Raw genomic sequence first — 1,021 nt, 5'->3', positions numbered from 1 at the left:
CTGTCCTCGATCCACATCGAGGAGCACGAGGTCGACGCCCGCGACACCAAGCTGGGCCCCGAGGAGATCACCCGGGACATCCCCAACGTCTCCGAGGAGGTCCTGGCCGACCTGGACGAGCGCGGCATCATCCGCATCGGCGCCGAGGTCGTCCCCGGTGACATCCTCGTCGGCAAGGTCACGCCCAAGGGCGAGACCGAGCTGACGCCGGAGGAGCGGCTGCTGCGCGCGATCTTCGGTGAGAAGGCCCGCGAAGTGCGCGACACCTCGCTGAAGGTGCCGCACGGCGAGCAGGGCAAGGTCATCGGCGTGCGCGTGTTCTCCCGCGAGGAGGGCGACGAGCTGCCGCCGGGTGTCAACGAGCTGGTCCGCGTCTACGTGGCCCAGAAGCGCAAGATCACCGACGGCGACAAGCTGGCCGGCCGGCACGGCAACAAGGGCGTCATCTCCAAGATCCTGCCCGTGGAGGACATGCCGTTCCTGGAGGACGGCACCCCGGTCGACATCATCCTCAACCCGCTGGGCGTGCCCGGCCGGATGAACGTCGGCCAGGTGCTGGAGACCCACCTGGGATGGATCGCCGCCCGCGGCTGGGACATCTCCGGCATCGAGGAGGCCTGGGCCGAGCGGCTGCGTGACAAGGGCTTCGAGAAGGTGGCCCCGCGCACCAACATGGCCACGCCGGTCTTCGACGGTGCCCACGAGGAGGAGATCGTCGGTCTCCTCGACAACACCATCGCCAACCGCGACGGTGACCGGATGGTGCAGGCGACGGGCAAGGCCCAGCTGTTCGACGGTCGTTCCGGTGAGCCGTTCCCGTATCCGATCTCGGTCGGCTACATCTACATTCTCAAGCTGCTGCACCTGGTCGACGACAAGATTCACGCGCGTTCGACGGGTCCGTACTCGATGATCACCCAGCAGCCGCTGGGTGGTAAGGCGCAGTTCGGTGGTCAGCGCTTCGGTGAGATGGAGGTGTGGGCGCTGGAGGCCTACGGCGCCGCCTACGCCCTGCAGGAGC

The 1,021-nt window shown here is 67.8% G+C and carries 1 pseudogene; it reads left to right on the top strand.

The window, feature by feature from the left end:
- Positions 1-1,021: pseudogene (locus ACFKCF_RS61640) on the top strand (DNA-directed RNA polymerase subunit beta); the annotation flags it as partial.

The organism is Nonomuraea sp. JJY05 (assembly GCF_043496855.1).
In the GTDB taxonomy this organism is placed as follows: domain Bacteria; phylum Actinomycetota; class Actinomycetes; order Streptosporangiales; family Streptosporangiaceae; genus Nonomuraea.
This window is presented reverse-complemented; position numbering and strand designations above follow the sequence as displayed.